General features: G+C 43.6%; 27 protein-coding genes and 1 tRNA gene. 12 read left to right on the top strand and 16 right to left on the bottom strand.

Annotation, left to right across the window (positions count from 1 at the left end; translation table 11 throughout):
- Positions 1–9 precede the first annotated feature (9 nt).
- Genes VF412_RS13700 through VF412_RS13685 form a run of 4 tightly spaced genes read right to left on the bottom strand, consistent with a single transcriptional unit; the run spans position 10 to position 5,245 of the window.
- Positions 10–3,189 (bottom strand): efflux RND transporter permease subunit, encoded by a 3,180-nt coding sequence (locus VF412_RS13700; RefSeq protein WP_331339810.1) that lies wholly within the window; start codon positions 3,187–3,189, stop codon positions 10–12.
- On the bottom strand, positions 3,186–4,523 hold the full coding sequence (locus tag VF412_RS13695; RefSeq protein ID WP_331339809.1) for a TolC family protein: 1,338 nt from the start codon (positions 4,521–4,523) through the stop codon (positions 3,186–3,188). Before VF412_RS13695 ends, VF412_RS13700 begins: the two co-directional genes overlap by 4 nt.
- Positions 4,524–4,546: 23 nt before the next feature.
- Positions 4,547–4,909, bottom strand: a complete 363-nt coding sequence (locus tag VF412_RS13690) for a rhodanese-like domain-containing protein (protein WP_331339808.1) — start codon at positions 4,907–4,909, stop codon at positions 4,547–4,549.
- 33 nt (positions 4,910–4,942) lie between these two features.
- The gene (locus VF412_RS13685; RefSeq protein ID WP_331339807.1) at positions 4,943–5,245 is read right to left on the bottom strand and encodes a metalloregulator ArsR/SmtB family transcription factor; all 303 of its coding nucleotides are present in this window, start codon (positions 5,243–5,245) and stop codon (positions 4,943–4,945) included.
- 264 nt (positions 5,246–5,509) lie between these two features.
- Between VF412_RS13685 and VF412_RS13680 the strand changes: the two genes are divergently transcribed.
- Entirely contained in the window at positions 5,510–5,905 is a 396-nt protein-coding gene (locus VF412_RS13680; RefSeq protein ID WP_331339806.1) for a DUF302 domain-containing protein, read from the top strand.
- Between the two features lie 150 nt (positions 5,906–6,055).
- Here VF412_RS13680 and VF412_RS13675 read toward each other — a convergent pair.
- The 3 genes from VF412_RS13675 to VF412_RS13665 all read right to left on the bottom strand — a co-directional run bounded on the left by VF412_RS13675 (position 6,056) and on the right by VF412_RS13665 (position 8,974).
- A tRNA-Arg gene (locus VF412_RS13675) sits at positions 6,056–6,132 on the bottom strand.
- 113 nt (positions 6,133–6,245) lie between these two features.
- Positions 6,246–7,664: a hypothetical protein gene (locus tag VF412_RS13670; protein WP_331339805.1), complete on the bottom strand. Its 1,419-nt coding sequence runs from the start codon at positions 7,662–7,664 to the stop codon at positions 6,246–6,248.
- Entirely contained in the window at positions 7,661–8,974 is a 1,314-nt protein-coding gene (locus VF412_RS13665; protein ID WP_331339804.1) for a TAXI family TRAP transporter solute-binding subunit, read from the bottom strand. Before VF412_RS13665 ends, VF412_RS13670 begins: the two co-directional genes overlap by 4 nt.
- A gap of 133 nt (positions 8,975–9,107) precedes the next feature.
- Between VF412_RS13665 and VF412_RS13660 the strand changes: the two genes are divergently transcribed.
- Positions 9,108–10,241 carry a hypothetical protein gene (locus VF412_RS13660; protein WP_331339803.1) on the top strand — a complete coding sequence of 378 codons (1,134 nt, stop codon included), beginning with the start codon at positions 9,108–9,110 and terminating at the stop codon, positions 10,239–10,241.
- On the opposite strand, the gene VF412_RS13655 is transcribed toward VF412_RS13660, so the two are convergent.
- Positions 10,238–11,197, bottom strand: coding sequence for a hydrogen peroxide-inducible genes activator (locus tag VF412_RS13655; RefSeq protein WP_331339802.1), 960 nt, complete (start codon positions 11,195–11,197; stop codon positions 10,238–10,240). The genes VF412_RS13660 and VF412_RS13655 overlap by 4 nt on opposite strands.
- Positions 11,198–11,374: 177 nt before the next feature.
- On the opposite strand from VF412_RS13655, the gene ahpC reads away from it, so the two are divergent.
- The 3 genes from ahpC to VF412_RS13640 all read left to right on the top strand — a co-directional run bounded on the left by ahpC (position 11,375) and on the right by VF412_RS13640 (position 14,205).
- Positions 11,375–11,941, top strand: a complete 567-nt coding sequence (gene ahpC, locus VF412_RS13650; protein WP_331339801.1) for an alkyl hydroperoxide reductase subunit C — start codon at positions 11,375–11,377, stop codon at positions 11,939–11,941.
- 102 nt (positions 11,942–12,043) lie between these two features.
- On the top strand, positions 12,044–13,618 hold the full coding sequence (ahpF, locus tag VF412_RS13645) for an alkyl hydroperoxide reductase subunit F (protein ID WP_331339800.1): 1,575 nt from the start codon (positions 12,044–12,046) through the stop codon (positions 13,616–13,618).
- Positions 13,618–14,205 carry an AAA family ATPase gene (locus VF412_RS13640; protein ID WP_331339799.1) on the top strand — a complete coding sequence of 196 codons (588 nt, stop codon included), beginning with the start codon at positions 13,618–13,620 and terminating at the stop codon, positions 14,203–14,205. The genes ahpF and VF412_RS13640 overlap by 1 nt, the downstream gene beginning before the upstream one ends.
- Here VF412_RS13640 and VF412_RS13635 read toward each other — a convergent pair.
- Together VF412_RS13635 and VF412_RS13630 are read right to left on the bottom strand one after the other, a co-directional pair.
- Positions 14,189–15,013 carry a hypothetical protein gene (locus VF412_RS13635; protein WP_331339798.1) on the bottom strand — a complete coding sequence of 275 codons (825 nt, stop codon included), beginning with the start codon at positions 15,011–15,013 and terminating at the stop codon, positions 14,189–14,191. The two genes, VF412_RS13640 and VF412_RS13635, sit on opposite strands and share 17 nt — an antisense overlap.
- Before the next feature lie 71 nt (positions 15,014–15,084).
- Positions 15,085–15,645 (bottom strand): TetR/AcrR family transcriptional regulator, encoded by a 561-nt coding sequence (locus VF412_RS13630; RefSeq protein WP_331339797.1) that lies wholly within the window; start codon positions 15,643–15,645, stop codon positions 15,085–15,087.
- 121 nt (positions 15,646–15,766) lie between these two features.
- Here VF412_RS13630 and VF412_RS13625 point away from each other — a divergent pair, with 121 nt between their 5' ends.
- The gene (locus tag VF412_RS13625; RefSeq protein ID WP_331339796.1) at positions 15,767–16,570 is read left to right on the top strand and encodes an SDR family oxidoreductase; all 804 of its coding nucleotides are present in this window, start codon (positions 15,767–15,769) and stop codon (positions 16,568–16,570) included.
- 1 nt (position 16,571) lies between these two features.
- Here the strand turns inward: VF412_RS13625 and VF412_RS13620 are convergent, their stop codons facing one another.
- Entirely contained in the window at positions 16,572–16,760 is a 189-nt protein-coding gene (locus VF412_RS13620; RefSeq protein ID WP_331339795.1) for a hypothetical protein, read from the bottom strand.
- Positions 16,761–16,827: 67 nt separating this feature from the next.
- Between VF412_RS13620 and VF412_RS13615 the strand changes: the two genes are divergently transcribed.
- Complete coding sequence (locus tag VF412_RS13615; RefSeq protein WP_331339794.1) at positions 16,828–17,391, top strand: DNA starvation/stationary phase protection protein; 564 nt, start codon at positions 16,828–16,830, stop codon at positions 17,389–17,391.
- A 58-nt stretch (positions 17,392–17,449) separates the two neighbouring features.
- A complete protein-coding gene (locus VF412_RS13610) occupies positions 17,450–17,926 on the top strand; it encodes a peroxiredoxin (protein ID WP_331339793.1) in 477 nt (158 codons plus the stop codon).
- 63 nt (positions 17,927–17,989) lie between these two features.
- Here VF412_RS13610 and VF412_RS13605 read toward each other — a convergent pair whose 3' ends face one another.
- The 4 genes from VF412_RS13605 to VF412_RS13590 form a co-directional block, all read right to left on the bottom strand.
- Positions 17,990–18,625 carry a hypothetical protein gene (locus VF412_RS13605; RefSeq protein WP_331339792.1) on the bottom strand — a complete coding sequence of 212 codons (636 nt, stop codon included), beginning with the start codon at positions 18,623–18,625 and terminating at the stop codon, positions 17,990–17,992.
- A 108-nt stretch (positions 18,626–18,733) separates the two neighbouring features.
- The gene (locus VF412_RS13600) at positions 18,734–19,312 is read right to left on the bottom strand and encodes a hypothetical protein (protein ID WP_331339791.1); all 579 of its coding nucleotides are present in this window, start codon (positions 19,310–19,312) and stop codon (positions 18,734–18,736) included.
- A gap of 124 nt (positions 19,313–19,436) precedes the next feature.
- On the bottom strand, positions 19,437–19,850 hold the full coding sequence (locus VF412_RS13595; protein ID WP_331339790.1) for a CBS domain-containing protein: 414 nt from the start codon (positions 19,848–19,850) through the stop codon (positions 19,437–19,439).
- A gap of 250 nt (positions 19,851–20,100) precedes the next feature.
- The gene (locus VF412_RS13590; protein WP_331339789.1) at positions 20,101–20,313 is read right to left on the bottom strand and encodes a hypothetical protein; all 213 of its coding nucleotides are present in this window, start codon (positions 20,311–20,313) and stop codon (positions 20,101–20,103) included.
- A gap of 383 nt (positions 20,314–20,696) precedes the next feature.
- Here VF412_RS13590 and VF412_RS13585 point away from each other — a divergent pair, with 383 nt between their 5' ends.
- From VF412_RS13585 to VF412_RS13575, 3 genes are read left to right on the top strand one after another with little or no spacing between them, the layout of a single operon-like run.
- Positions 20,697–21,632 (top strand): hypothetical protein, encoded by a 936-nt coding sequence (locus VF412_RS13585; protein WP_331339788.1) that lies wholly within the window; start codon positions 20,697–20,699, stop codon positions 21,630–21,632.
- 14 nt (positions 21,633–21,646) lie between these two features.
- Complete coding sequence (locus tag VF412_RS13580) at positions 21,647–22,264, top strand: membrane lipoprotein lipid attachment site-containing protein (RefSeq protein WP_331339787.1); 618 nt, start codon at positions 21,647–21,649, stop codon at positions 22,262–22,264.
- A 29-nt stretch (positions 22,265–22,293) separates the two neighbouring features.
- Complete coding sequence (locus VF412_RS13575) at positions 22,294–23,586, top strand: Nramp family divalent metal transporter (protein WP_331339786.1); 1,293 nt, start codon at positions 22,294–22,296, stop codon at positions 23,584–23,586.
- On the opposite strand, the gene VF412_RS13570 is transcribed toward VF412_RS13575, so the two are convergent.
- Entirely contained in the window at positions 23,587–24,552 is a 966-nt protein-coding gene (locus VF412_RS13570; RefSeq protein ID WP_331339785.1) for a YeiH family protein, read from the bottom strand.
- Between the two features lie 97 nt (positions 24,553–24,649).
- Here VF412_RS13570 and VF412_RS13565 point away from each other — a divergent pair, with 97 nt between their 5' ends.
- Positions 24,650–25,552: a LysR family transcriptional regulator gene (locus VF412_RS13565; RefSeq protein WP_331339784.1), complete on the top strand. Its 903-nt coding sequence runs from the start codon at positions 24,650–24,652 to the stop codon at positions 25,550–25,552.
- The last annotated feature ends 7 nt before the right edge of the window (positions 25,553–25,559 follow it).

The following is a 25,559-nucleotide window of genomic DNA, read 5'->3' as shown; positions in this document are numbered from 1 at the left end:
AGTAACTCCTTATTCCTGCAATTCAGCTTTGATAGCGTTTACACGGCTCTTTCCAACGATCCAATAATAGAGTACGGGAACTGCAAATCGACTCAATATGGTCGCCGCGACTTCACCGAAAATTAAACTGACAGCCAGGCCTTGAAAAATAGGGTCCGCCAACATCACAGAGCTGCCAACCACAACTGCCGCGGCCGTTAGGAGCATCGGACGAAATCGCAGAACACCGGCGCTGACGACAGCCTCTTTTAAATTCATTCCCTGACCAATTTGGTGCTCAATAAAATCAACTAAGATAATAGAATTTCGAACGATAATTCCCGCGCCAGCAATAAAGCCGATCATCGACGTGGCCGTAAAATATGATCCCATGATTGCATGCCCCGGCAAAATTCCGATCAAACTGATCGGAATAGGAGCCATGATGATTAAAGGCACCGTAAAGCTTTTAAACCAACCTAGAACCAAAATGTAAATCAAGATCATCACGACGCCAAAGGCTCCGCCAAGATCACGAAAAACTTCGTAAGTGATAAACCATTCGCCATCCCATTTCACTATCGGGTTATTGGTGTTCCACGGAACATCGGCGGTTTGCACTGGATAGTGGATCTGTGGTTGGAGTTTTAGAATTCCATAGACCGGCGCTTCCTCAGAACCCGAAAGTTCACTCATCACATAAGAAACCGGCTTTAAGTTCTTACGATATAGCGTTTCACTTTCTGCCATAAAAGGCTTTTTAAGTGTTTGGTCGGCTTCAACCGAACCTGTCTCAAAAGATGGAACCCGAAGATTTGCAAATGGAGTTTGAGATGATCGACTACTTTGAGAAACTGACAAATCAACATTCACATCCTCTGGAGATTGCATGTTTGACAAGGTCGTTACCGCTGTCTCTGAGAAAACAAGACGTCCCAATGTCATTAACTCATTGGCATTGGTTCCAAGAAGTCCGCCTTTGGCCTGGTCATATTCGTAAACTCGACGATTTCGACCGAGGCGCATGGTTGTGTCCAGATCAACGACACTCGGCTCACTTTTAAATACAGTCTCTATTTCACGTGCGACCTTGTTGCGTATCTCTTTCGTTGGACCATAAACCTCAGCCATGATTGTTGCTAAAACTGGAGGCCCCGGCGGAATCTCGAGCACTTTTGTCACGGCTTTCTTTTCTTCTGCGAATTTTTTTATCAACGGTCGTAAACTTTCAATAATTTCATGGCTTGAAACTTTACGGCTTCCTTTTTCAGTCAGAACAATTTGAAGATCATTTTGAAAATCCTGATTTCGCAAGAACGTATGTTTGACCATTCCCGAGAAAGAAAATGGCGCTGCTTCCCCGGCAAAAATCTGAACAGCTTCAACTTCTTTATTTTTTAAAACTTCAGAGGCTAACTCTTCAGACCACTTCTGGCTTGTTGCTAAAGACGTCGAGGTGGGATAATCGATCAACACTTGAAACTCTTGCTTGTTATCAAATGGAAGCATTTTGACTTTAACTGATTTGAAGTAAACCAAACTGCTGGCCAACAAGAGCAACACGACAGTCAATCCGCCAAATAAAAGTGCCGATCTTTTTTTACCTAAGAGCGTTTCCATAACTTTTTGATAGAGTCGATCCAGAAGTCCCATCTTGTGACCTTCAGAATCGCCCCCCTGATGAGCATGTTCTTTTAAAAGTTTGACCGCAGCCCAAGGCGTTACGATAAATGCGACAAAAAGTGACAAGATCATCGCAAAGCTCGCGCCGACAGGAATAGGCTTCATGTAAGGACCCATCAGGCCTCGTACAAAAGCCATAGGCAAAATCGCCGCGATCACAGTAAATGTCGCAAGGATTGTTGGATTTCCAACTTCATTAACGGCCTTAATAGTGGCTTTGATTAAACCCTCTTTCGCATTTTCCTTCAGGTGACGCTCTATATTTTCAACCACGACGATGGCATCGTCGACCAAAATTCCGATTGAAAAAATCAGTGCAAATAACGTGACCCGATTGAGCGTGTAGCCCATGAAATAATAGATCGCCAAAGTCAGAGCTAATGTGACAGGAATCGCCGTGGCTACAACAAGCGAAGCGCGAATTCCCATGACTATGGCAATCAAAACAGAAACAGATAAAGTTGCCAGCAATAAATGTTCGATCAACTCGTTTGATTTGTCTTCAGCGGTAGACCCATAGTCACGAACAATGGACATTTTAAGCTCAGTTGAGGATTGCTTTTGCTCTTTTAAAAAAGTGTTGGCTCTTTCAAGAAGTTCTTTTGAAAGAGTCACGACATTTGTCCCTTTGCGTTTAGCGAAAACGATTGATACAGCTCGCTCAGGATTTTTCCCTTTCTCAAGAAGAACTGAGCCACGTGTAACTTCCTCGGGACCATCGATGACGTTTGCTACATCTTGAACAAGAACAACCCTTCCTGCTCTTTGACCAATTGATAATCGAGCAACATCTTCGCGAGTATGAAGTCGTCCTCCAACTTCGACATCAACAACTTCAGATTCGCTCCAATTTTTTCCGGACGGAGCTAAAGCATCGTTTGATTTAATGGCTTGATAAAGATTGAGTAACGAAACACCACTCGACTGCATTTTGCGAGGATCCGCAATCACGCGGATAGATCTTTTTTGCCCACCTAAAAGCTCGACTCTTGCCAAATCTGGAGTGCTTGAAAGCTCTCGAGCCAACGGAGCGACTTTGCTACGCAACTCAAAATCATTCAACTTGTCTGAAGTAAAGGTCAAAACTAAGAACGGAACATCGTCAATCGAAAATGATCTGACCTGAGATGGTAGAACGCTATCAGGAAGTTCATTTTTGATAGTCATGAGTTTGTGATGAATTTTAACAAGGCTTGGCTCCATAGGTTCGCCCACCTTAAAACGAACGGTCACCAAACTTCCGTGCGCTTGGCTGCTGGAGTAAACGTACTCGACTCCATCTAACCCCCAGACGGCACGCTCGATAGGTTCAGTTACTTTTCTTTCAACCTCAGCTGCGGTGAAACCAGGCGCAGGCGTTCTAATATCAATCATAGGAACCGAAATTTGAGGTTCTTCTTCTTTCGGAGTCAAATAGACCGCCATGAGCCCCAAAAGTATGCTTGCGACGGCAATAACTGGCGTCAGCTTTGAGTGAACGAAGGTTTGTCCAAGTCGTCCGGCAAATCCGAGTTTTTGTGATTTCATTTTTGACCTCCACCGATCGCAACACTTGGTATCTCAAATTTTGCTTTCTGAATTCTTTCACTAGCTACTTTTAGAAGACCTATCTCTGCTTCAGACTGCTGCATGATCAGGTCGGTTCTACGATTTAGAATTTCAACGAACTGAAGTGCGTTAATAGAGCCATTTTTAAAAAGCTGAGACGACACCTTTGTTTGCTCGGAAAGAAGCTTGTCACTTTCCTCAAGTCGAGTCAGGTTGGAACGAAGTGCTTTATCATTTTCAGACAGCCCTTCTCGGACTGCGTTCTCCTGTTGCACACTGGCCTCAGTAAATTTGCGAGCCGCTTGTGCGCCGAGGGTGGCCTCTTTATATTTTCCAAAGTCTGAAGGGTCGAGCAAGCTCCATTGCAAATAAAGGCCCGCGGTATAGGCGTTTGAGGTGTCACGACTTCCATTAAAAATAGATGACTCAGCAAATGCACCGACCCGCGGTAGATATCTTGCCTTCTCCATTTTAGATGCTTCGAGGTTTGCAAGAGCTTGTTGCAGCTGAGCCTGAGATTTATAGGATTGAATAGCTACATTTTCTGATTTTTCCGCAAAGTATTGATCGACAAAATTTTTAACCTCGATAGCTGTCGGAGACCAATTTAAATCTTGAACTCCCATTTCTTTCAAAGCGGCGTAATATGACTTTTCTTGCGCCTCAAGTTGTTCGATTAGTCCTGAGATTCGATTCGCTAAAGACTTCATTCCAAGCAGTCCCGAATATCCAACGGGATTTGACTTTTGACCCAGCTGATAACCCTTCATGAGTTTTGTCATCTCGTTGTTAAGTTCACTCAGCTTTTGTTTTTGCTTTTGAATTGATACAATTGAGCCATAAGCAAGACCTGAGCCCGCGTACTGATCAATTTCGATTTGTGTCGCGGCCAGTTTTTCAGAAGTCGAAAGTCGCTTGTACATTTCAACTTGCGCGTCTTTCATGCCTCCTTCGTAAAGTGCAAGATCAAGGCCTATGGCTCCTCGAGTAAACAGCTGGTCATCAGGGTGATTTAAGGAATCCGGCGAAAAATCAGCGTTCTCGACCTTTCTTTGTTCAAGCAGCCCCAAAAATGCGTTTCCGGGATCGTTCGTGCGGTAGGTTCGCGCATCAAGATAGATTCTTGGCAACCAATGAAGTTGAGCTCTTGAAAGTCCAGCATCCACAGACTCAGTCTTAAGTTTGGCGCCTTGTTGTGCCGGAGAAGATGCACTTATTTTTTGCCATACCTCCGAGAAAGAGAGTGTTTCAGCTTTCAGATCGAACCCTGCAAGAAATAATATTCCAATTATCAATGACTGTTTCGCTTTCATATCATTTTCCTATTTCTGCTTTATTATCTATCGCCTGATAATGTATTGGTCCACGGACCGGCATTAGTGACGTTTTCAAATCCTTTTTGTTTAAGTACTCCAGCTGCGATTCCACTTCGCGCCCCTGAGGCACAGCAAACCACTATGGGTCGTTTTTTATCCAACTTACTTGCCTGTGCGGCGATGCTTGAAACCGGGATGTTAATACTTTTGGGATTGCAAGCCGCCCGAAACTCTTCAGGCGATCTCACATCCACAATGATCGCGCCGTTCTCGAGAAGACCAGGAATTTTTTTTCGAGCAGAACTATATTTTGAATATCTCCAAACGAAGAATCCGATGATCAAAAGAAACGGAAGGTAGTTGATAATTTTGTCTAGGCTCATATTTTAAGGTCTCCATATTTCGATTCTTACTTCTTATTCACAGTACTGCGTCTGAATTACTTGCATGAGTTTAACAAGGCGGTTGTCCGCGACTGAATAAAGGACGAATCGTCCATCGCGTTCTGCTTTGACCAAGCCTTCCAACTTCATCCGCATTAAAAAATGAGAAATCTGCGATTGTGAAGCCTCGCAAGACTCAACCAAATCACTGACTGATTTGGGCCCTTGAAGCAAATTCCCCATAATAAGTAACCGTTGAGGATGAGCCAGCGCTTTCAACATCTGACTGACTTCAACACATGATTTTTTTAATTTAAGAGCTGACACTGCCGACATTGTGCTTCCTTTGCTTTTTTGAGACATTTCAATATATTACTTTTTCCACATATTGACATATAACGAATATATCATATATTCTTAAGAAGTTGCAAATGGAAATTTTAAACAAAGCAGGGCCCAAAGATAAGGTGTTTGACTTTGATCTAAATCAAATTTGCGCCTTTACAGGCAATAGACCGGTACGGTTGTTTATCCCCAAAAGGGACACTCGACTATGGCCTCTGGATTTGAAAAATGCTTTGCTTAATTTTGGAGGAGAACATGAGTAATCTTGCCCTTACTAAAGAAGTCAGTGGAAAAATTGAAGACGTTGTTGCAATTGTCACAGATGCAATTAAGCCCGCAGGCTTTGGTGTGCTGACGCGAATTGACTTCGACAAAAAACTTAAAGAAAAAATTGGAGAAACTATTAAACCTTGCGTGATCTTGGGCGCTTGCAATCCAAGTTTAGCATTTAAAGCTTATCAGCAGTCCTCCGACGCCGCCCTTTTGATTCCTTGTAACATTGTCCTAACGGAAATTTCTCCGGGCAAAGTCAGAATTGAAGCAATCAAACCTACCAAGATGCTCGGTATTCTTCCGGCTATTAAATTATCTGATGAAGTTCAATCTGTAGAGCTTGCACTGGAGCGTTGCTTCGAGAGCTTGAACGCCTAAAAGCCCGCGGGAGGTTGAAAAGTGAAGGGCGAGTCTGAGTTCAGACAAAACACCTTGTTGTGGGTGCTTGAAAGGCCCAACCATAAGTCAATTTTAGACCACTGTGATAATAGCAACTTGAATATAAATTTTCTGGATTTCAAAAGAAGATGGTGATCGCGGCACGACTCGAACGTGCGACCTACTGCTTAGAAGGCAGTTGCTCTATCCAGCTGAGCTACGCGACCACTGTGGCTTAATATCGCCGAAGGGGCACAAACTAGCAAATTGATTTCGAAAATCCAAGTCTCTGTCCCCGTTTTTCATCTATTTATGCGATGCGCAATCGATGAGGGGCCTCTTAAAGTTTTCCTACCTTGAGTAAGAACTCGCGATCGCGAACTTCGACGTCTACCAAATGAAGCCCCGGCAAAGCTGGAATCAGCTTTTCAGGCACGACGTGCACACGTAAAGCGCGAGAATCATCTTTTTGTTCACCGATATATTCAAACGTACAAATACCGTGAAGAGATCTATCCAAACGGTACTTCAAAGCCTCAAGAATAAATCCCGTCATAAACTCAAGATCAATTCCCGCAACATCAATATCACGAACACTGATATCGAAGGCGTCGTTTTCATCTTCCGCCGTATCGAAGTCCACGATGGTATCAAACGGAATGGACAGGAAATATTTCTTATACTTACCCGACACATGCAGACCATCTTGCTTCATCTCGATCTTCAAATCCTGAAGGTTTGATCCCATGGCTTTCTTTTCTGCATTCAAAACAACATCGCTCTCAAAAAGAGCCTCGTTAATACGAATCATCGCAGCTGGCGGAGTCTTCAACCCTTCACCACGATGATGAGCCATCTGCAAATCAGCGGGTGTCACTTGCAAGTTCGCATTAATATCGATAGAGAAATAGTTCTCTCCCTGAGGGCCGTCTTTCTTGTCATGCACAATGCGAATTCCCCCCAACATCACGCCCTCTAAATACGGAACGAACTTTCCAATATTGAGTTTCAAAATCAAAGCATTTTTTCGAGCCGCGAATTCATCATTTAAGTTCAATTCTTTTTCACCCGTAAACGCCATCATAGTTGCGACTTCTTTAGAAAGACCGGCCATCTGTTTTCGCTCAAGAGGAATGGCCGCAAGCTTCAACTTCAAAGAGTCACGTTCCGTCTTCATCTCGTCCAAAGCATCGGGATTCTTCTCTACGGCTATCGAATGATCCAAGGCTTTGATCAAAGAAGTCAGCTTTGCTGTTCTTCGATCAAATTCAGAAAAGTCACCTGACAAAGCTGCAAAATAGCCACGGGCTGAAGCCAACGCTAAGGACAACATTTGCGTTGGTACAATCACACGATCACGCTTTGGGTGCTTCGAATAGGCCGGATAAAAGAACGTTTCGTTTAAAGGAAACTCAAGAATTAAATGACCTTCCTTGGTGGCTTCAGGCCTGATGGTCAATTGAAATTTATAGGCGCTTAGTTTTGGATCAAGGTTCAATGCACGCATGTCATCCAAAGGAATCTGCAAAGTTCCACGTAAAAACATCTGCGTGTTCTGTGGATCCAATTCGATTTTTAGATCTTTCAACAAACTTGAAGCCTTCGAGTGGGCCTGGATTTGCTCGTTAATAAAATGCTCAGATAAATAAATGCTGGTCACGCGCTTCTTAGGATCGCCTTGAACCACAGTCACTTTCGGAGCTGCCGAGGCCCATAGACAACCACTCGCAATAACGATTAAAAAAATATGGCGGATCAAGACTCTACCCTCGTCATCTTTTCCAAGCGATCACGAACAAACTGAATGTGACCGCGCAATGAGTAAATATATTCCGAAAAATTTCGAGGCATGCGCATTTTATTCACACGTTCCTCAATAGAATCGAGTTGCGTCAATAGCTTCCGTCGATCTTCAAGGGTCATTTGAGAATCCAATTGAGTTTCGAGGAATTTTAACTCTCCGTAGCGCTGATAAATGCGTGTGCGCAATCGCCAGTTGTAAAGACGTGGAATCAAGCGCAACAACGGCAGAACAAAGGCGACAAATGGAATCACGAATAATAAAAATCTATCCACCCAAGCGGCCAACCAATACGGCAAATAACGCTGCCAGAAAGGACCACCAGATTTATAAAACTGTAAAGCATCGTCGCTTAGCGGAAATGCATCATCTTTGTTCATTGGAAATTCGTCGCGCTTTTCCAAAATACCCGGACTGCTGTGAATTTCTCGAGCCGCACGTAAGAGCAAAAATGCCAACGCCGGATGCAAGTCATCCCGAACAAGCAAAGTTGCGGTCGACGCCACAATATTAATATCACGATCTGGCGCATCCCCATCGAGATCAATCGCTCCGCGAGGTAAAACCAAATGATGGAAGGACGCATTTTTTCTAGAAATAGCCTCAGCCTGAGCCAGATCCATAAGACGCAGGTTCTCATTCAGCGCCATTTGTTTCACTAAGGGATCGTCGGGCAGCATGATAAAAAAAGCCGCATCGATCTTGCCATTTTTCAAATCCTCTGCGGAGGCCATCGCGTCTTCATTCACAAACTTCGTAACTTGCAAATCCACACCGCTCATTTTCAGCAAGCGTTTGGCCAAGACTTCTATACTATGCCCTGCACGACCTATAGCAATTTTTTTTCCTTCTAACTGTGACAGATGTGTGAACTCTTTTTTAGAGCGATAGAAAATCCAAATGGGCTCATAGTATAAACTTCCCAAAGACACCACATCGGGTTGTTTCTCCGGCGAGCCCAATCCATCCTGAACAAATGCAGCATCGACTTTCGCGCTGTCGTTTTCCAGCAAATGCAAATTGTCGAACGGCCCATTAGAAGGACGAATCTCTAAATTCACACCATCGTCTTTTAAAATCTCTTGATAATCTTTTGCGAGCTCTTGAAATTCGACTTGATCGCCCGTAGCGATGGTCAAATGATTGGGTGGAGCAGGTTCAAAATGTTGAATCAACAAGACCAGAATGACAATCACTACGATAGCAACTGGAACGACGATAAAGGCAAAGCCTTTGCCTGATTTTTTAAACCACTTTTGATTATCCATTTGTTAAAAGACTATCATCAGAAGTTAAAATATGACCAGTCTCGAATGCATCAGGCCTTTGGGCGAGTTGGCGCAGCGTTTGTCGACACCGGCGAACTTCTTTGTGATAGTTGGCTGGTGAAAGGCCCCACCCATGGAAGCTCTAAGACAAAAGGCTTTAGCAAGTCTCCAAAAAAATCTACTACTCACTCAACAAGGTCGTTTCTTTGCTGCCGGCGGACACCAATTCCGCACACTTTGGGTGCGTGATTTTTGCTATTCGGTGCCGGGACTTATACACGGTGGATATGCTGATGTGGTTGCAAATCAACTTCATTTGATCAAAAGTCATGTTGATTCAAATGGATTTCTTCCTCGCGGTCTTGATGTTACCAATCCCAAAACACGCGTTGTTTGGAATTCATTTCTGCCTACCTTTGCCTTTCCGAAAAGTTATACAAAAAATAAGTTAAAACCCGAATTCTTAGGCGAACATCAAACGTCAGCCTTCGATTCAAACCTGCTTTTTATCAAGGCCTGCTGCCAACTTGCTGCATTGACTCAGCAGCCCCTTCCGATCACTCCGAAAGTGGCGGCCGAACTGCTTAAAGTGTATCACTTTAATTCTGAGGGTCTGATCGAACAACCGGCTTACTCAGACTGGCAGGATTCTGTTCGCAGAGAAGGAGTTCTTCTTTTAACTCAACTTCTTTATTTGGAAGTCTGCGCTTTGTTACGCCCTTTTGGAATTTCACCGATTCCCGCAACAACTTTGGAAAAGCTTGAAACACAGATCACTGCGAAATTTTACTCAAATGATCTATTCCGCGAACAAGTTGATAGCGAACGCTTGTCTTTAGATAGTCATTTGCTTTTCTTATCCTCTGAAAATATTCTGCCGCATATCTCCAAGAAGAATGTCTTTGCTGCTTTGAAAAAAGCAAAACTTTGGCAAATGGATCTTTGCCCTGGAGTTCCGGTTCATCCTTTTTATAATCCTAAAAATATAAGCTGGACGACAAAAATGGTGGGTCTTCGCCATTATCACGACGGTTTTTACTGGGGTTGGCTCATTGCCGACTGCCACCGCATTGCCAAACTTATGGGTGATACAGAGGAAGCCGAACGCATTGCTAATAAATTTGCTGAATCAATTTACAGCGATGCTTTCATGGCGGAAATTTACGAAGTAAATCGCGGGCTTCTTCGCCCTGTAAGTCGAAGATTCTATCAGTCAGAATCTCCGTTCACATGGACTTCTGCTAAATGGCTTGAAGCTTTAGCCTAGGCTATTGGTAAGACATCTAAATCTTTTTGACGAATTTTGCGAATTTCATCAGGGATACTTTTCAAAACAGCTTCGCCCAATGCTTCAATCAATTCACTTTTATAGTGTTCACGACGATACACCAAGCCGATTTCTCGGGCTGGAATCGGACGATCGAATTGCACAAGCTGACTGCGATTGCCGATATGCTCTGTCGCAAGATGCGGCAGCAACGTGTAACCACCATAAAGATCCACAAGGTTTTTTAAAGTCTCTAAACTTCCACTTTCAAATTTATATCGCCGCCCCTGGCCCTTGCCCTTTTTAATCGAGCAAAGATCAAGAACCTGATTACGCAGACAGTGCCCTTCCTCTAATAACCATACATCATCCATTCCCAATGTTTGATACTTGATCTTTTTCATCTGAGCATAGTCATGGCCTTTTTCGCAAAGCACATAGAAAGGCTCATAATATAACGGAAACTCGAACATCTTCGGCGACTGTGACGGAGTCGCTAATATTCCGACATCAATTTCATCATTATCAAGGGCTGTCAGAATCTGCTCTGTTTGCAGCTCCTTGATATTAAGCTCCATCTCAGGATAGAGTTCTTCACAAACCGGTAAAAGGCGCGGCAATAAATACGGCGCTACAGTTGGAATGACGCCCACTTTCAAGCTGCCCTGCTTCGTGCCTTTTTTTTCCTGTTGAATAATCGCTTCAATTTTCTTTGCTTCAAAAAGAACCGTCTGCATCTGAGAAATCAATTTCTTTCCCATGGAGGTCAATAGAATCGGCTTCTTCGAGCGATCAAAAATGACAACACTCAAATCCTCCTCCAATTTTTGAATTTGCATGCTAAGCGTTGGCTGCGTCACGAAACAGGCCTCTGCGGCTTTCGCAAAATGACCATACTTATGGACAGCCATCACATATTCCAGCTGCGTCAGAGAAAAGCTCACCTTAGGAGTCATAATTAACCTCTATTGGGGTCATTTTAACGCAATAGATAATTTCTATCAATGTATATTTATAATCGATTTCCCTAAAAAGGGTTGCACCCGTATTCTTAACAGCGAAAGATATCGCTTAAACGATTAGAGCCCTCTTGGCTCACAACACAACAACACCAATTTATTCAAGGAGAATAAATGCAAACAATCATCAACACAAAAGTGCCTGATTTCAAAGTTCAAGCTTTCCACCACGGTGATTTCAAAACCGTGACTCAAAATGACCTTAAAGGCAAATGGTCCATCTTCTTCTTCTATCCAGCTGACTTTACATTTGTATGTCCAACTGAATTGGGTGACATGGCTGATAAATATGCTGATTTCCAAAAAATCGGCGTTGAAGTTTACAGCGTTTCTACTGACACTCAGTTCACTCACAAAGCATGGCATGATGCTTCTGACACAATCAAAAAAATCAAATATCCAATGTTGGCAGACCCTACATTCCAATTGACTCGCGCATTCGGCGTTCACATTGAAGAAGAAGGCCTTGCTTACCGCGGTACTTTCTTGGTGAACCCAGAAGGCAAAATCGTATTGGCTGAAGTTCAAGACAACGGCATCGGCCGCAATGCTGATGAATTGTATCGCAAAACTCAAGCTGCTCAATACATCGCTGCGAACCCAGGCGAAGTATGCCCAGCGAAATGGACTCCAGGTAAAGCTACTTTGAAACCTGGTTTGGATCTTGTTGGTAAAATCTAGTCCATTTTCGGTTCCCGCTGTTTTGGAATTTATTTGGTTCAGCGGGAACCATCTCTTGTCCCCTCTGATGCTCTTAGCATCGTTTTCAATGGAGGCTGTTTTATGTCATTAGATTCCTCTCTTAAAGAACAACTCTCTTCTGTATTCGCAGTACTCGATAAAAATGTTGAGCTTGTCTACGAAAACAGCTCTCACGAAGATCAAAATGATCTGATTGAAATGCTTCGAGATGTTGCAAGCACATCTTCGCACATCGTTTTGCGTAAAAACGAAAACGGCACAAGCCCGATGCCGCAATTCCATTTGGAATACGAAGGAAAACACACAGGCATCACTTTCAAAGGGATTCCTGGAGGTCACGAATTCACGTCTCTTATCCTCGCTATTTTAAATACGAACCGTAAAGGTAAACTTATCGATAGCGTCATCGTTGACCGCGTGAAGCGTCTTAATAAAAATATAAAAATTCAAACTTACATCTCTTTGACATGTGAAAACTGCCCTGAAGTTGTTCAGGCTTTGAATCAAATGGCTTTGGTCCATGGAAGCATGAGCCATGAAATCATCGATGGTGGGTATGTACAAGACGACATTCAAAAGCTTGGCATTCAAGGTGTTCCAAGCCTTGTGACAAACTCTAAAATGTTTCACTCAGGCCGTATCTCTGTCTTGGATTTATTGACAAAGCTCGAGGCCACTTTTGGTGTTGATGAAAACACGACTCCGTCAGAGCCAGTGAATAAAAATCTTGGACACTTCGACGTTCTAGTCATTGGTGGCGGTCCTGCTGGGGCCTCTGCTGCCATCTATAGCGTGCGCAAAGGATTGAGTGTCGCTATGATCACAGAAAAAATCGGCGGCCAGGTACAAGAAACCAAAGGAATCGAAAACTTGATCTCTGTGACTTACACTGAGGGCCCTCAATTGGCAGCGCAGTTGAATCAACACGTTGCAAGTTATCCTATTCGTGTTTTTGAAAACCGCAGAGTTAAAAAAGTTCATACTGAGAAAGTAAAAGCCATCGAACTTGAAAGTGGTGAACATCTGACAGCAGATTCCATCATCGTTACAACTGGCGCCAAATGGCGCGAATTGGGTGTTGAAGGCGAAAAAGAATACCTGGGCCGTGGCGTCGCTTATTGTCCTCACTGCGATGGTCCTTTCTATAAGGGCAAAAAAGTAGCAGTGATTGGCGGCGGTAACTCTGGTGTCGAGGCAGCGATTGATTTGGCTGGTATTGTTCGCGAGGTTGTGTTGGTTGAATACAACGACTCGTTGAAAGCAGATCAGATTCTTGTAGATAAATTGAAATCGATGCCGAACACTTCAATCATCACGAATGCTCGCACTGAAAAACTGATCGGTGACGGTCAAAAAGTTAATCAGATCGAGTACACGGATCGCAGTCTTAATAAGCTTGAAAAACTTGATGTCGATGGCGTCTTTGTACAAATCGGCCTGGTTCCAAACAGCCAGTTCTTAAAAGACACCGTGAACATGAGCAAATTTGGAGAAATCATCGTTGATGAAAAATGCCGTACTTCTATTCCAGGTATTTATGCAGCAGGTGACGTCACGACAACTCCCTACAAGCAAATCGTGATTGCAATGGGTGAAGGTGCGAAAGCCGCTCTGGCAGCTTTCGAAGATAGAATCTATCAAAATGCGGCGCACTAATGCCGGCACTTCGACGCAAAATAAAGATTGTTTTGACGGGTGCTCCTTCTTCGGGAAAGAGCACCACTTTATTAGAACTTCAAAAGCATTTTGGAGAGCAGGTTGTTGTTGTCCCCGAAAGTGCTGTAGTTCTTCTTAGCGGAGGCTTTCCCGCCCCTGCGCACGAGGACCTAGAGCAGATTCGCGCTTTTCAAAATGCGATCCTTTCCGTTCAAGAAAACCTGGAATCTATTTTCTCTCAAAAAAGTGACGCATCCGTTATGATCATGGATCGCGCTAAATTGGACGGCGCTGCTTTCTGGCCACCGGGGCCTGATGATTATATCAAAAATTTTGATATTGATCTTCAAGGCGAGCTTTCAGCTTATGACCATGTCTTGTTCTTAGAAATTCCTAAGAAAGAGTATTTCGGCGGACTTCAAAAGACACGCTTTCATAACTATGATCAAAGTGTGGCTAGCGGAAAAGTATTAGAACAGGTGTGGTCTCAACATCCGCACTTCGTGAAGATCCCGGCCCATCCAGATTTTAATGTAAAGCTTCAAAATGTGATTCAAGTGATTACGAGCATCATTTCACACAGTTAACTTTATCGCACATCTCTTTGGGACTTGAAGCCACTTTCAATAAACTGCTCAGATACGGATCTGTATATTTTTTCGAAACACTTGAAATCGAAGCCAGGGATTTCTCTAAGGCCCGCGGATTTTCTAAGCGAGAAAATAGAGTGCGATGAATTTTCTTTTCATCAGAGCACTTCACACCCATGCCGCCTGCTGGCTCTCCTTCATAAGCCTGATTGCTGGACCAGTAGCAAATCTTGCGACCTGACGGTTCGACTCTAACACCCATGAATATGACCGAATGTCCCTTTTCTTTAGCGCCGATTTCATCATTCCAAAAGATCTTCATGAAGTCCCCGGGCAGGGCCTCGTCTATTTTGGTAAAGTTGCGACCTAATTGAAGCTCCTCAAAAAGCCGTGCTGTTCCCGGACCGTTCGAGTTCCAGCGTCCCCAGACACCGCTACCATCAGGTTGTTCGGAGGGATTCCCCACAGTAAAGTTCTGCCAATCAGCTTCAGTGAGATGAAGCTTGCCCTGCTTTTGCAGCTGAGCCAAAACCTGTGTAAAGACCAAGTATGTCGATTCGCTGCAAAAACTTGGATGAGCGCCTGAGGCCATCACCTCAAGATTGTTGTTTTTAACTGTGATGGATTTTTTCAAGTTGGCAAAAGCCTCGGGGCTGACATCATAACCACCACGTGACGGCATGTTCTGCACGACCTCAAGGACAAGGTCATTTATAGCGGGTTTCGATTCTGCGACAGCGTGATTCGAAAGTGTTTTTGCAACAGTGAAAAATCCAAGGGCACAAATCAGTGTGAATTTGATCATGAATACTCCAGAACATATGGAAGCATATCTCATACTTTTTCCACAAGGCTGGCTCGACCAAAGCACTTAGTTTATGTCATCGCATTTTTCAATAAAACTTTAGCTGCAGCTTTCGCGCTTAGAACAACCGCTGGATCTTTGGAGGCCTGGGCTGTTAAGATGGTTCCGCGGAAAAGAATCGCCAGTTGACGGGACAATTTCTTCGCCTCTGAACATCCAGCCTCTTTTAAGAAGGGATAAAGCAACTCTTCCGTGAGTGCAAAATAATCATCACACTTTTTTTCGATGGCAGAATTTCTATCATTGTATTCCAGACGGGCCTTCATAGCATAACACCCCATCGTATGACCAGACTGCAGGACTTGATGAAGCCAATCAAAAATCGCCAAAGCCTTATCCTCTGGAGACGTTTTCTTCTCGATGACCTGATAAATCGAATCACTAGAAACATGTCGATAATGATCGAGAGTCGCCTCGATCAATTCTTCTTTCGAGCCAAAATACTTATAAAGAGTTCGCTTTGAAATTCCTGTGCCTTCCAACACTCGATCGACCCCGGCTGCATGAAAGCCTTCTTTATAGAAATGGGCATAGGCTGTTTGGATGATTTCATCGCGCTTACTTGTCTTCATATGCAACATTATAAAATAATCCATTGAAAATGTAAACAGGTTAGTTTACATTTGGCTCAAGATGTAAACAGATCTGTTTACACTGGTTTTAAATAAACCTCATGACTTAAGGAAGTTCATTATGAAACACACTCAGAACAAAGGAACAGCTCTTATCACAGGCGCCTCTTCGGGAATCGGTGCTGTCTATGCGGATCGTTTGGCTAAAAGAGGCTATGACTTGATCCTGGTTGCTCGCGACGACAAGCGCATGCAGAAAATTGCGGATCGTTTAACTACGGAGACCGGTCGCCGAGTGGATATTGTTAAAGCAGACCTAACTGCCAAGGCTGATCTTCTTCGTGTCGAAGAGATTTTGAAGACAGACAAAGAAATCACCCTCCTTATCAATAATGCCGGTATTGCTGTGGCAGAAAAATTCTCGGAAGCGGATATGAATAAGATCGAATCTATGCTGAACTTAAATGTCACAGCATTGACTCGTTTAACTGGAGCTGCCATTCCAGGATTTATCGCACGCAATCAAGGCACCATTATTAATATCGCCTCAATTGTCGCATTGGCCCCGGAACTTGTTGGTATCGTCTATAGCGGAAGCAAAGCCTATGTTCTAGCCTTCACTCAAGGCTTACATAACGAACTGATTGGCAAAAACATTCATGTGCAAGCTGTACTACCCGGAGCAACAAGTACAGAAATCTGGGAACGTGCTGGCGTTGACCTAAGTCATTTTCCAAAAGAGATGGTCATGTCCACGGAAAAAATGGTCGATGCAGCCCTTGTAGGACTAGATAATAAAGAGTTGATTACGATTCCATCCTTACCCGACCAGAAAGATTGGGAGAAGTTCAACGCCGCTCGCTTGGCTTTGGGACCGAACTTATCGCGCTCAGAACCCGCGGCCCGCTATAAATTGCATTCTTAATCTAAAAAAAGCCCATCCACATGATGGGCTTTTTTTTCTCGTAAAGACCAAGGATCTTCTTTACATCAAAGAAATACAGATGTTCGTCAATAAATCCGCTGGAGATCAAAGTGCCATCGTATCGAGCGAGATAATTCTGCCAAGCCTCGTTGTCTCTTAGCATGACTCCGCCAATAACGGGTTTGTGCATTCACAGTTTCAATCTGTTAACAGCCCATTCTCTACTAAAAGGGGTACAATGCTTGCTGGAGGATTTCATGGAAAAACACAATCAGGAAAAACATTCCCATTCAAGTAAGCACGAAACAACGGCAGGCAAGAATGTTCGTTTAGCCCCACTTCGCACGCCGACCGATTTAAGCGAGCAGGCGACGAAGGATATCTCGGCCGCATTGAATTTAGTTCTCGCGGATGTTTATGCCCTTTATTTTAAAACCAAAAATTTCCATTGGCACATGAGTGGTCCGCACTTCCGCGATTTTCATCTATTACTCGATGAGCAAGGCGAGCAAATTTTCGCGATGACAGATCAATTGGCAGAACGTGTTCGTAAAGTGGGCGGCATGACACTAAAATCCATCGGACAGGTATCTAGAATGCAAAGGATCTCTGACAATGATGCAGAGTTTGTAACACCAGAGGATATGCTTTCTGAACTATGTCAGGACAATCGCACCTTAACGGCGTCGCTACGTGAAGCTCATGATGTCTGTGAAGAGCATCATGATATCGCAAGCACAAGCTTGATTGAAGTGTGGATCGATGAAACAGAAAAACGGTCGTGGTTCTTATATGAAGCCACTCGCCAATTTCATAGTTAGACGTTACGATTGATGAATGAAAAAACAAATACTCGGTCTTTTTACAGGAGTCGTAATTATGACGTCTATGTCTATGGCGGCGGAGCCGAAGCAATTCGATGCAGCTCCGCTTTTTAAAGCGCTAACACAAGATGGCAAGGAGTTTGACTTAGCATCACGCAAAAATAGCTGGACTGTTTTGTATTTCTACCCGAAAGCCGGGACTCCAGGATGCACAACGCAAGCTTGTGCCTTTCGTGATTCTATTGAACAAATTCGTCAGCAGGGCGCCGAAGTATATGGTGTCAGTGCTGACACAGTGGCAGAACAAGCCGCCTTCCACAAAGATCATCATTTGAATTTCACCTTGCTGGCTGATCCAGATAGCAAAGTGATTAAGATGTATGGTACGAAGATGGAAGATCGGAATCTTTCAAAACGTTGGACCTTCATTATCGATCCGCAACTTAGAATTCGTTGGGTTGAAAAAGACGTGGACCCGGCTTTAGATGCCCAACGAGTCGCTACTGAAATAAAGAAATTGAAATCACAATAATTGAAAATAAAAAAAGCGCCTGTTTCAACATGGCGCTTTTTTATTTTCTTTTTAACGTCGAAATTAGTATTTAGGTTCAGGACGCTCTGAAACATCTTTGATATCTAAAGTGTAAGTCTCTGGCTTAGAAGAAATTTGATATTCAATCTCTAGCAAATCGCTATCAGCTGTTCCACAAAGACCTACCTCATATTCATCAGCAAATTGGCAATACATTGTTTTCAAGTCAGATAGTGACGTCACAGGATCAGCACCGCCCACACTTGCCAAATCATCATTCATCTTCGCTATGCTTGCAGATGTTTGAAGTTTCAAGTTTTCGTCAGCGACACCATCGTGCATATCCGCATAAACGCTATCCAAAGAATATTTGCAAGAACCGCGGATGCCTGTCGCTGGAATATTGATGCTGTATCCGCCTTTACCATCCAAGGTTGCTTTAATCACAACAGCCTTATCAGCGTCGTTTGGACTGTAAGCATCTTCGGCGAATTTGCAGTTTTGACCGCTTTGAGATTTATCGAAATTTTTAGACGGAGTATAAAATGCCAGGATATTAAAAGTCATCGATGCACGCCCTGTCCCTTGAATGACGATATTGTCGTTATTCAATTTCAAATCCGTATTTGCATGGGCAATAGGAGCAAAGGAAAGGACAGTGAAAAAGCCGATCAAAGAACCAAGGTCTAAGAGTCTCACAAATACCTCCGTTAAAAGATGAGCCATAATAATTCATTTTGATGAAGTTCGCTGGGTGCTTTGTGAGACCGAAAATTTTTTTTCAAACCCGTCTAAACCCTAGACAGCCTACGGGGTGACATTCGTGCCAGATGCACTATTAGCGTCCTGAGCTGCTGCCTTCCCTTGGGGAGCTAAACGACATTGCACAGGAACCTTTGTATAGACCTCCCCAAAGAACGTCGTTGTGGTCTCAATGACACCGGAAAACCGCTCACCGCCAACTCCCGAGGCAAATGTAATAAGGAACTCAAACGGTGAATCTTCGGCAAGTTCTAAGGAAGTCAGTGCCGATGCCAAACTTGAGGAAGACAGAGAGGATGAAAGCGCCGTCTCTGTTGCAAGCTCTGCATGTCCCACCTGCTTGATCGGTTTTGAATCCGCATTCACTGTGTATATATCCACGGCAATTTCATTGTTATTATTCGGCTCTAGGTAAAATTTGAATCCCATTAACGAGGTCGGCAATGAGGAAGTTTGAGAACTTGAATCCGGCGTGTACACACATCTCATCAAGTCGGCAGAAGCTGGCTTTCCCTGTTGAACAGAGCTAGCTGTCGTCTTGGACAAAGTCGCCGCCCACAATGGTTGGTTGATGACTAAATAGAAAAGAACAGAAAAACCAAAAATCTCTAAGATTCTCAGCATGAGACCTCCTCTTTCACGCTTTAAGAATAGCGTTTCAAGATGGAGGCATCATGGAAATGCACCTTACAATAAGCAAGGCGCAAAGATTTCTATCGAGGGACATAAAATGTCTCTAAATAACAGCCTAATGAGAAACGTGGCTAAGGATATCATGGGAAAGATTCTTATTCTGTCCCTTATTCGCAATGTCCCCTAGACTTAACATCCCCACTAAACGCTTCTTGCGATTGATCACTGGCAAACGTCGTATTTTCCCTGTGATCATTTCTTGACCTACAACGGCCAAGTCATCGTCGTCATAACAATAGCTGATTCCCTCTGTCATGCACGTTTCCACTTTGGTTTTGGCCGGATCTAGGCCTTGAGCCACAACACGAATGACGATATCGCGATCCGTAATCATTCCCACCATTTTATCATCGCGCTCGACAGGCAAACTTCCGTAATCTCCGCGAAGCATTTTTTGCGCAGCCTCTTGCACAGTGTGCTCGCAGTTGATGACATCGGCATGAGGATTCATAGCTTCTTTTACATGCATAAAAAGCTCCTTTTTATCTTCGATTATAAATGTTCTAGAAGACGTGGGGCTCTGTATTTTGCGAGGGCACCTTAGTCCGATGCATTTTGACATCGCCTCTTACGCCAATCCTTTGCCAATTACTTTGCCAAGCGAAATCAAAAAACGTGTCAACTGCGGCGATGATTTTAAGAATTACTACACTTTTTAAAAACAAAAAAAGGGAACTGCTTCCAGTTCCCTTTTTTAATTTGTCGAATGCGGCAACTAATTACTTAGTTGCAGTGCCTTCTTCAGATTTTTCTGATTTTTCTTTTTTGCTGTGCTTTTTGTGTTTTTTCTCTTTTTTCTCTTTTTTCTCAGCTTTTGCAGGAGCTTCCATTTTTGCACCTTCAGAACCAGTTGCAGGACCAGCTTCTGGAGCTTGAGCGTGTGCGAACATACCAGCGAATACTAGAGACAAGATAACTGTAGCGATTTTCATAAAACCTCCATTTGGTTTTGTTTCGTTGTTCTACAACTGTGATCAGGCTAACAAAGACTTCTTAAGGCCCAATTAAAACGGCATTAATTAATTTTTATGTCCCTCCACGATAAGGAGAATGAACGCGAATACCGACTTATATTGAGACAGACAAAATATTAAATCCAATATTCGCGACTTAGGTCAGCACCAGCAAACATGCGTTAATAGATATCCACAGGAATTTATTTTAAGTTTCAACTACCTACAAAATGGACGCACGCATTAGTTACAGTGCACGAAACGAAATTCAAGCAAATATCTACCCTCTCTGATTTTAGCGGAGTAAATTTTTAGATGTGTAACAAGTTTCTGGCAACAGAACGCAACAGAGGTGATTGTACATGAAGAAAGTAAGCTATCTGATTCTGCCCCTATTCCTTGCGGCCTGCGCATCGAATCCCAACAAAGCAGAGAAATTAGACACAGAAATTAAGAAGCAAGAGGACATGGGCGGCGGCACAGTCATTGGTCTTAATGAAAAAGACGAGATGATCATGCAAAAGAAAGTTCGCTTGGCAGATTATATTCGTCAACTTCAATACGATGTTTACGGACTTGAAGATACAATCTATGGCAGTGATGAGACTGGGAAAGGTCTTTGGGGCGTTCTTGAGGAATGCCAGCTGAAGGAAAACTCTTCCGAAATCGGCGGCGAAGGCACTTACGTAAAAATGCCCGACAAAGCCCGTTTGACAGACCGTGAAGATCAATTCCAAAAAATTGGTCTGGATGAAAAGAAAAATCTCGTGGCAGTTTCAACTGATTACTTGAAGGATCGCATTCGTCGTTTCGAAAACTACAAAGCCACTTACAAACAACGTAAGGACTGGTACGAAACACAAATTAAAATCTGCAATGCCAACGTGGATCGCAAAACTTATAAAACAAAGCAAGCAGCTTTGGATCTCTCCAAATATCCGCAAATGGTCAACACGACCTCGGAAATGGATCAATACATCTGCCGCTACGTGAAACAAGGGGCCTCCATGAATGCCCTTATTAAGAAAGCATTGGATCGCCAGTGGATCATGAAAGAAGACTATGACCAAGATCAACCTTTGAACTCTGCCACGGTGACAGACTCGACCTCAGCGGAACGTCATAATGTCTTGCGCATCGGCGGTTGGGCTCTGGCTTACGATACAGGGGCAAAATTGAGTGAGATCCAATCTGATAGCATTAAACCTGTATTGAAATCTTGGATGAATGATTCTGCGGATATCGTTCCAAACTCGAAAAACTGCCTTCGCAAAGGCAGCAACGTTTGGAATAACTAATCGGAGTAATGGCGATGAAAAAGTTAATTTTATTTTCGGTGGCGTTGTTAGTAGTAGCGGGTTGCTCAAGTAAAAAGAAACGTGAAGAACAAGTTTTGAAAGACCAAAACATCAACACGACTCTCTCTAAAGAGGAAACTTTGGGTGATAACACTTCAATCGGTGTGGATGAAAAAGGCAACGTCATGCACATGGATAAAACTCAACTGGCTGAATATCTTCAGAACCTAAAGTACGATACTTTTAAAGAGTACGAAGCTCTTTACGGCATTCGCGAATATTCCAGTAAAGGTTTGGCTGGTAAAGTCGACGCTTGCAACGCAAAGGCGAATCAAAAGAAATACGGAGGCGACGGTACCGCCGTTAAAGCAGTTGATCGCTCCGATGTGTTGAATACAGAACTTTTGGCCGAGTGGAAGAACTTCAATAAAAATAAAACTAGTAGCGATACCAACGCCACTGTTGACGTCGGCTACAATGAAAAAGGTCAAGTGACAGCCGTGACGAAAGAAAATCTACTTGAAACCGTAGATCGCTTCCAGGATTACAGAAAAACTTTGGCGCAAAAACGAGCAGAGCTTGAACAAATGCTCGCAACTTGCGAAGCTAAAATTGAGGCTTCACAAGATTAGTTTGGCAAATTGCAGAGGGGATGGGGCTGATGAATTCTTCCGATTTCAAAGGCAGCATCAAAGTTCCTAGGGACGCATCCCCTCTTGCAAAGTTTTTCAAGTTTCTTGGACCGGGTCTTTTAGTTTCCGTCGGTTATATGGACCCGGGCAACTGGGCCACCGACATCGAGGCAGGCTCTAGATTCGGGTATCTACTTCTTTGCATCGTTCTTGTTTCAAGCCTTGGTGCTATCGTTCTTCAATATCTCAGTCTAAAATTAGGAATTGCTTCAGGGCTCGATCTTGCAGCAGCTTCACGCGAATACTATGATCCCAAGACAAATTTATTTCAGTGGCTCTTAGCCGAAATCGCTATCATCGCTACTGACATCGCAGAGGTTTTAGGAAGTGCTCTGGCATTTAAGCTTTTATTCGGCTGTTCGTTATTAGTAGGCGTCGGTATCACTTGCCTGGATACTTTCTTAGTTTTAGCTTTTGCTGGGAAAGGTTTTAGAAAAATCGAAGCGTTGATCTTGGGTTTGGTTGCAACCATCGGCATTTGTTTCTTAGTTGAGTTGCTTATCGCTCAGCCTCATTTGTCTTCTGTTTTAAAAGGCTATATTCCTTCGTTGCAACTGACGCAAGATACGCACAGCTGGTATTTGGCCATTGGAATTATTGGCGCGACGATCATGCCTCATAATCTTTATTTACACTCTGCGATCGTGCAAACTCGAAATTTTGGTGTGACCGATTCAGAGAAGCAACAAGCCATCCGCTTCTCTACGATTGATACTTTGATTTCCCTAGCACTTGCCTTTTTGGTGAATTCCGCCATTTTAATTCTTGCCGGTTCGACATTTTACAAAACTGGCTATCAAGGTGTCGCTGACATTCAAGATGCTCACCGTTTGCTAGAGCCTATTCTTGGAACAACTCTAGCTCCATTCCTTTTTGCGATTGCTTTATTGGCGTCAGGGCAAAGTTCGACATTCACGGGAACTATTGCAGGTCAGGTGATTCTAGAAGGATTTCTAAAAATTCAAATGCCAAGCTGGAAAATTCGCTTGCTCACTCGAGGTTTGGCTTTACTTCCCGCATTCATTGGAGTGCTTCTGCTTGGCGACAATTCGACTGGAAAGCTTTTGGTGATCACGCAAGTGATTCTGGGCTTACAACTACCATTTGCAATATATCCATTAGTTCGCTTTACCAGCGATAAAAAAATAATGGGAGTCTTCGCAAATCAGACTCCCATTAAATGGATTGCATGGCTCTTATTTTCAGGAATCAGTCTGGCAAATCTTTGGCTGATTTGGCAGATCTATGAAAGTTGGTCTTAACTAGTGGATCCATCCGATAACAATGGCTGCAAGGGTACAGCTCGCGACAGTCGCCCATAATGAAATACCTTGAATCAATGGTTTCACACCCACTGTGCGCAAAGTTTCTTTGGTTAAATTCGCACCAATCAAGAACAATGTCACAACCAAGGCTCGTTTTGCGATCTCATTCACAACATGACCAGCAGGGCGTAAATCTGGAATCCAAGTTACCAGGGCCGCCGCAATCAAGAAACCCAGAATGAACCAAGGACGTTTAGCCTTTTCACCTGTTTGATTTTTCTGTCCGCGAGCAAACAGGTAACCGAAAAGGAACGTCACCGGCACAATCCACAGAGCACGAGCCAATTTCACCGTTGTGCCAATTTCCAAAGACTCAGGACCATATTGCAATGTGGAACCAACAACAGAGCTTGTATCGTGAATCGCTAAGGCGCTCCACAAACCGAACTGATGTTGAGTCAAATCCAGGAAATGTCCAATGGGTGGGAAAATCACCAAGGCCAAGGCATTTAGAAGGAATACTACGCCCAAGGCTACCGAAATCTCATGATGTTTTGCACGAATCGTTGGGGCAACCGCTGCAATCGCACTGCCACCACAGATGGCCGTCCCAACAGAGATCAGCACCGATGTATCACGCTCTGTTTTCAAAAATTTTCCAATAAGAAAGCCCAACACCAAAGTGCAGGAGATTCCCACTACTGTATAACCGATGCCGGCAAGGCCGACGCGGCCAACCACCCCAAGATCCATCCCTGCCCCTAGCCCCATAACGGAAAGGCTTAAAAGAGATGAAGTCAGCTTACGAGTTTTAGCGATATAAGGATTTCCTATAACCACTGCGATCACAATTCCCAAAACCAACGCCGTTGCTGACGAAATAAAAGGGGCCAAGCAAAGTAAGCCTGCCGCCGGAATCAGATAATGTCCTAATGTTTTAGATCCCCGAGCTGCGTTTTCCATAAAATTCCTTTCAATTGAACCTAGTATCGTTCATGAATATCAGAAAAAATAATATTATTTTCATATATACCATCAGAAAATATGATAACTTAAATATATGAACAGCTTCCGATTCCCCTTTGATCCCGAGCTTTTAACAACCTTTATGGCCATCGCCCAGGCCGGTCGTATTTCTGCAGCGGCAAAAAATCTGAATATTTCACAGCCATCAGCAACAGCCCATTTGCAGAAATTGGAAGAGGAACTTCGCGCGCAGCTTTTTGAAAGGTCTGTTAATGGAGTGACACTGACATCTGCCGGCGAAAAGCTTTTAGATCATGCAAGAAAAATCCATGGCCTGTTGGAAGAGGCGGCCTCTCAAGTGAGTGAATCCAAGGTGATTCGAGGTCATCTGACTGTAGCTGCCAGCACAACGATTGCCACTCATATCTTACCTGCTTACCTTGTGGAATTTAGAAAGCGGTATCCGCATATTCAGTTCAGCCTAGAAATTGCGAATACCGAAGAAGTTCTTAAAAAAATTCGCACAAGACAAACTCCACTGGGACTTGTGGAAGGACATGCACGCTCTTCTGCGGCACGCTTAGAACCTTTTATTGATGATGAAATTGTTTTAGTCACTTCGCCGCAATCTTCAATCACTGCCAGAAAAGCATCTGACCTTAAAGGACAAGTTCTTTTAATGCGAGAACAAGGCTCTGGAACCCGGGCCGTTATCGAGCGTGCTTTGAAAAAAGCAGATCTTCGTCAAAAAGATTTTTCAGAATGTATTGATATTGGGAGTTCTGAAGCCATTAAGTCTGCCGTCATTGCAGGGCTCGGCATCGCATTTGTATCTAGATCAAGTATTCAAAATGAGCTGGCTTTGGGAAAGCTAGTTGTTGTTCCGCTCACTGACTTAAAAATATCACGCACCTTCTATTGGGCATTGCCTTCAGGAGGACCTATCGGACCTGCAGCGGAATTTCATCGTTTCGTAAATCAAAGAAAGGGCCTTTGAAAGGCCC

The sequence above is a fragment of the Bdellovibrio sp. genome, from assembly GCF_036384735.1.
In the GTDB taxonomy this organism is placed as follows: Bacteria; Bdellovibrionota; Bdellovibrionia; order Bdellovibrionales; family Bdellovibrionaceae; genus Bdellovibrio.
Note: the sequence above shows the minus strand (reverse complement) of the source record. Positions and strands in the feature narration are given on the sequence as shown.